Annotated in this window: 2 protein-coding genes; both read right to left on the bottom strand. The window is 63.1% G+C overall.

Features of this window, described 5'->3' with window-relative positions:
* Window positions 1-774: 774 nt before the first annotated feature.
* Entirely contained in the window at window positions 775-3,645 is a 2,871-nt protein-coding gene (locus tag ACUN9Y_RS04470; protein WP_445459475.1) for an FAD-binding and (Fe-S)-binding domain-containing protein, read from the bottom strand.
* A gap of 85 nt (window positions 3,646-3,730) precedes the next feature.
* Complete coding sequence (locus tag ACUN9Y_RS04465; RefSeq protein WP_445459474.1) at window positions 3,731-5,815, bottom strand: hypothetical protein; 2,085 nt, start codon at window positions 5,813-5,815, stop codon at window positions 3,731-3,733.
* Window positions 5,816-6,000: the final 185 nt, after the last annotated feature.

Here is a 6,000-nt window from a genome sequence, read left to right as displayed (position 1 = left end):
ACGAGTCGCTTGCCTTGATATTTCAGTGACTTCGTCACTGACTCATCGGCAAGCGCCCACATGAATTACCTGATCAATTGTTAAAGAGCGGCGCACCACAATCGATGATGCGCGTCTCGCTTGCTGCCTCAGCCGTTCTGGCTGATCCAGCGCCCTGCGAGGAAGGCGTATTCTACAGAAGCGGAGCGTTTCGTCAACCCCGTGTTGCGTGGGGAAGAAGCTGGTTCGTCATGCGATGCTTGGCAGCGTATGGCGACCCTCCGCTTCAGAGGTGCGCATTCTACCGAAGCAGCCTGCGAAGTCAAGCGATGGATTATCGAAGCGACTTAAAAAGCCATTTGAAATCAACCACCTGAACCACCAATCACCGCGGGCAACGTTTGCTCGTTGCCGGCAGCGGATGCGTACTTTACGGCTTCAGCGGCGCCCCCGCAAGGCCTTCCTGTAAAAAAATTTCAGGCGCGTGACACCACCATGACAATCTCGGTTCGCCACCGACGCTCGCGGCCCACGCTCATCGCTCGATAGCCAATCTCTAGCACCGCGCTACATGGGCTCGACGCGCGCGCCCGACATGTTCCGTGACCGCTACAGGAACGCATTGGCGCCGGCAGACGCAGCGCTGGCTGGCACGCCAGCCGTCCGAAAGAAATCACTGGACGCGCAGTCGACAGCGGCACAAGGCCGCGAACGTGGAAACCGCGGCATCGAGTTATCCACTCCCCTTGTGGGCCCTCGGGCTGTGGACAGCACACAAGGTGGCCTCCGGCCCGTTCAGCCGTTGGAGGCGATCCGCGCCGCGCTGACACGGTCGAGCAATTCCATAATGGAGTGGTAGGTGATGCCCGAATGTTGGGTCATGCCCATTTCACAGGTTCGCGAGTTCGACACGCCTAGCGTACACCCCTGAACCTGTTCGGCCAGATCCTGAAGCGACGATGCCGTCAGCTCTGGCACTTGCAGTCCCTTGTCGCCGGCGAACCCACAGCAGCTGATGCCACTGGGAACGACCACATCACGGGCACAGGCCTTGGCCAGGTCGACAAAACGTTCGGCGAGCCCCATGCGATGACTGGAGCACGTCACATGCACCGCGACACTCTCGTCGAGAGGTGTAATGTCGAGGCGCTCGACCAGATGCTCGCAGGCAAAGGCGACTGGCTCCATCGCGGTGATGCGTGGATCGAGGTGCTTGGACACCTGAAGGTTGCATGGACTGGTGTCGAACAACACCGGATAGCGCCCGTTCTGACTCGCCACCAGCAGTTCGCGGTTCAGCTCCCGAGCCTTGTGCGTGGCTTCGTTGGCCATCCCTTTCGACGAGAACGCCATGCCACAGCAAAGATGTCCCGGCATTTCGGGAATCACCACGTCGAAGCCGGCCTTATCGAGCAGCTTGAGTACGATATCCACCACCGCGCGGGCAGAATCGTCACGCACGTCGGCGCCGAAGACCCGCGTCGCACAGGAGGGAAAGTAGACGACCTTGTCTCGCCCCTTGTCACGCCCCCCCTGGTGGATCAAGCGAATAGGCGCAGCATCAGGCATCGCCGGTGTCCATTGTGGCACGCGGCCACCGCTCAACCGGCGCAGACCGCCACTGGCGCCTTGCACCAGGCCATCGCCGACGATCCGCCGACCGATGGAAACGATCCGCAGCCCACCCCGCGCGACCTTGGTGATGCCGGAGAAGTGATGCCCGATGCGCCGGGCCACACTGGCCTTGCCCTGATTGCGCTCCTGACGCAACGAAAGCACCAGTTCTCCGGTGTTGATGCTGACCGGGCAACGGGTCCCGCACATGCCATCGGCAGCGCAGGTCGTATCGATATCGTAGCGCCCGGTGGTGTCGAATGCCGCCTGCCTCGCCTGCTCTTCTTCATCGAGGGAATCGAGCGCCGCGAGCCTCGCGCGCTCACGAGTCAAGACGATGCGCTGGCGCGGCGTCAGCGTCAGCTCGCGGGAAGGACATACCGCCTCGCAGAAGCCACACTCGATGCAGCGATCGATGATTTCATCGGCGGCCGGCAACGGCTTCAAGTTCTCCAGATGCAAGGTTGGGTTGCGGCTCAGCATCACCTCGGGGTTGAGCAAGTGCTCGGGGTCGACCAGCGCCTTGATTTGCCACATCAAGGCATAGGCCTCCGCGCCCCACTCAAGCTCGACATAGGGCGCCATGTTTCGCCCGGTGCCATGTTCGGCCTTCAGCGACCCGCCAAATTCCACCGCGACCAGGTGGGCGACGTCGTCCATCAGTGCCTGGTAGCGTTCTTTTTCGCCCGGGCGCTCGAAGCCCTGGGGAAAGACAAAGTGCAGATTGCCCTCGAGGGCGTGGCCAAACAGGATGGCATCGTGATAGCCATGACGATGGAAGGCTTCGGTCAGCGCCGCCACCCCTTCCTCCAGTCGCTCGATGGGGAATGCGACGTCCTCGATCACGACGGTGGTTCCCAGATCACGCACCGCGCCTACCGCCGGAAACAGCCCCTTGCGGACCTTCCAGTACAGCGCATAGCGCTCTGGATCCCGGGTGAAGACGATTGGTTCCAGCGTCGTGATGCCCTCAAGCGCGTCTCCGACGCGGGCGATCGCGGCGTCGAGCGTCGCTTCATCCGGCTCCCGCACATCGACCAGCAGAGCCGCCGCGCCATCCGGCAGTCCACGCAGGGTGTCCGGCATCCCCGGCTGGTTTTCCACCGAGCGCAACGCCGGCCGGTCCATGAGCTCCACCGCCGCCGCCTGAGTGGCGCGCAACGCGATGGTGGCACGACAGGCGCTTGCCATGTCCGGGAAGAACGTCATCGCCGCGGCCTTGCACGGCGGCTCCGGCACCGTCTGGTAGGTGACCCGGGTCAAACACCCCAGGGTACCTTCGGAGCCAATCATCAGGTGCGCCAGAATGTCGATGCCATCGCGGAAATCCACCAGGCTGTTCAGCGCGTAACCGGTGGTGTTCTTGAGTCGGTACTTGTGGCGGATGCGCTTGGCCAGCTCGACGTCGGTACGGGTATTGGCCGACAGCCGTTCGAGCCCGTCGATGAGCGGCGCATGGCTTTGGCGAAACGAGGCGATGCTGTCGGGATCTGCGGTGTCGAGGACGGTGCCATCCAGCAACATCACACGCAGGCTGTCCAGGGTACGATAGCTATTCTGGGCCGTACCACAGCACATGCCCGAGGCGTTGTTGGCGGCAATTCCCCCGATCATGCAGCTGGCGATGGATGCCGGGTCCGGGCCGATCTTGCGCCCGAAGGGTGCCAGCAGCTCGTTGGCCCGAGCACCGATGACGCCGACCGACAGCCGGATCCGGGCACCGTCGTCGAGGACCTCGGCATCGCGCCAACCGCGTCCCAACTGAATCAGCACACCATCGGTCACCGCCTGGCCCGATAGCGAGGTGCCCGCCGCACGGAAGGTCATCGGCCAGCCGCCGTCACGGCACGCCGCAATAGTAGCCATCAGCTCCTGCTCATCTCGTGGCCGCACGACCAGACCCGGCACCAGACGATAGAAACTCGCGTCCGTCCCATAGGCCAGGCGGCGCAAGGGATCTGTAATCAACCGATCCGCGGGCATCTGCCCGGACAGCGTCGCAACCAGCTCATCGATGGAAATGGTGGGACGTGTCGTCGTGATCGCTGTCATGTTGGGCTCCCTGTTGTTATCCCTGTCATTGCAGACCGGCCCAAGCAAAAACGCCACTCCGAAGAGCGGCGCTAGGCGGATGGGGTTAGCCTCTTACATCGAGGCGCACCACCCCACCGCCGCCGCCATACCCACTGATGGTCACTTCGTAGGTTCCTCGTTCGAGGTGCGTCTCGATCATCGACCCAAGATCGGTGCTGCCGCCATCGTCATCCTGCAGGCTCACGCCGGGACCGCCCAGCTCCATGAGCGTATCGACGATGGCCGACTGGCTCTCCAGCGTGATGGTGCCTGCCTCCTCGACCACCAACCGGTAGGTCAGCGTACCGCCGGCTGACAGCTGTCCATACACGGTGTCTCCCGGGCGAACTTCACCACTATTCTGGATCGCGCCGTTGAAAGGTTCGGCGTCGAACCGCAAGGTGAAGGCGCCGGAGCCACTGTAGCTGCTGGCGTTGACCTGATAGGTTCCCGCCGCCAACACCGCGTTGATCAGGGAGTTGGTATCGCCTCCACCGTCGTCGTCACGCTGACTGACCTCGGCTCCGCTCAACTCGAGCAGGGTATCGAAGGCAGACGAGTTCATCGCCAGGTTGACCTCGGCGGGTTGCGCCAGAGTGAATGCGTAGCGATTGGACCCACCGGCGCTGAGGGCGCCACGAATCGTCTGGCCCGGGGCTAGCTCACCGCTATTGCTGACCTCGCCGTCGAAGGGGGTAGCCGTCGTCGACAGGCTGAACATCCCCGACGGCGAACCGCTGTAGCTGCCGACCTCGACACGATACTCTCCGGGCTCGAGCAGCGTGGTCAGCCGAGAATCCGTGTTGTTGCCGCCATCGTCGTCGCTCAGTGAGGCGCCATTGCCATTGACGTACAGCTGGGTATCGAACGCCGACGACGACAGGTCGATCACCACCTCCGAGACGTCGTCGAGGCGCAGCGTGTATATGTTGCTGACACCACCCGAGGCGATACCGTGAATGGTTTCCCCGAGCGGCAACTCGCCATCGTTTTGCAACTCACCGTCGAACGGGGTGGTGGATAACGCGATGGTGTAGGCGCCATTTTCGCCACCGTATCCACTGACCTCGACGCGATATTCGCCGGGCATCAGCAAGGAGTCGAAGCGTGCGTCGGTGCCAGCCCCGGAGTCATCTACCGAGATATCCGTCTGATTGCCGGAAATACCAAGAATGGTGTCGAAATCAGACGACGACAACGCCAGGTCTACCTGGGTCGGCCCATCTTCGATGACCAGCGTATAGCGGTTGCTGGACGATGCGTCCTCGAGCGTGCCGGTGATCCGGTAGCCATCGCGCAGGGGCCCATCGTTACGCTCTCCCGTGGAGGGGTCGCTCTGGACCAGGGTGAGGCGATAGCCGCTACCGACGCTCACCAGACCATCGAGGCAGTCGGTGTCGACGGTCTTCTTCAGCGGTTGACCCGGGGTCAGGCTGACCTCGTAATCCCCCGGGTCGAGGAAGGCTGTCAGGGTCTGCTGGTCGTCGGCGCAGCGCGCTGCCTTTGCGGCAACACCCTCGCCACTCAACGCGAGAATGCCATCCCGCGCACCCGACAGCAGCAGACTAACCTGGGTCGCCTCGTCGACACTCAGCGGATAGGTCGTCACCTCGTCGCCGAGACTGCCGGCAAGGGTCTGCCCACTGGCTAGCTCGGCGCCTTCTTGTGGCTCCTGGCGCGGCTCAGGCTCCAGCGAGTACGGACCGAAGGCCGCCTTATCTCGACCGCTGACCACCACCAGACTGCAACTCTCGGTGGGCGCGATCAGCAACTGCGCCGGAGCCCCCTCGCTGGAACGAGCATCGCCGAGCCAGTTACCGGCACTATCGAAGACCGACAGATCCGCAGCGAACGGGGCTTCCAGCCGATAGAGGTCACCTTGGCCACCCTCGCCCTGGGCCGAACACACCCAGCGACTCTCGAAACGGGTGCCATCTTTCAGGTTGATCGAGCTTGCCGATGTCAACTCGCCAACGATGACGTCACCGGCGACAGCCTCCTCGGCATCCATGAATCGGCTCGCGCCCTTGTCACTACCGTCGCACCCGGCCAACAGGGCCAGGACGGCAGCACCGCCGAGCAGCGCCGCGCGCTGGCTCACGGCGATCAAGGGGCGGCCTTCAGTGAGGAAAGTTCCTTTTTCAGACACGTATGCCTCCAGACATGGTGAGGACCGGCTATCGCAGTGCGTAGCAGCAATAGCTCACTATAGTCGACCTGAGCCACGCCGACAGCCCAACCGGACGTCGGAGCATGCTGATCTCAGGCGCGCCGGCGACGGCTGATGGCGCAAGGGCCGTCGCCGTCACCGTTGTCGTCGACACACCACATGGC

The sequence above is a fragment of the Halomonas sp. V046 genome (assembly GCF_052645355.1).
The sequence above is the reverse complement of the archived record's forward strand: the minus strand, read 5'-3'. Positions and strand labels throughout refer to the sequence as shown.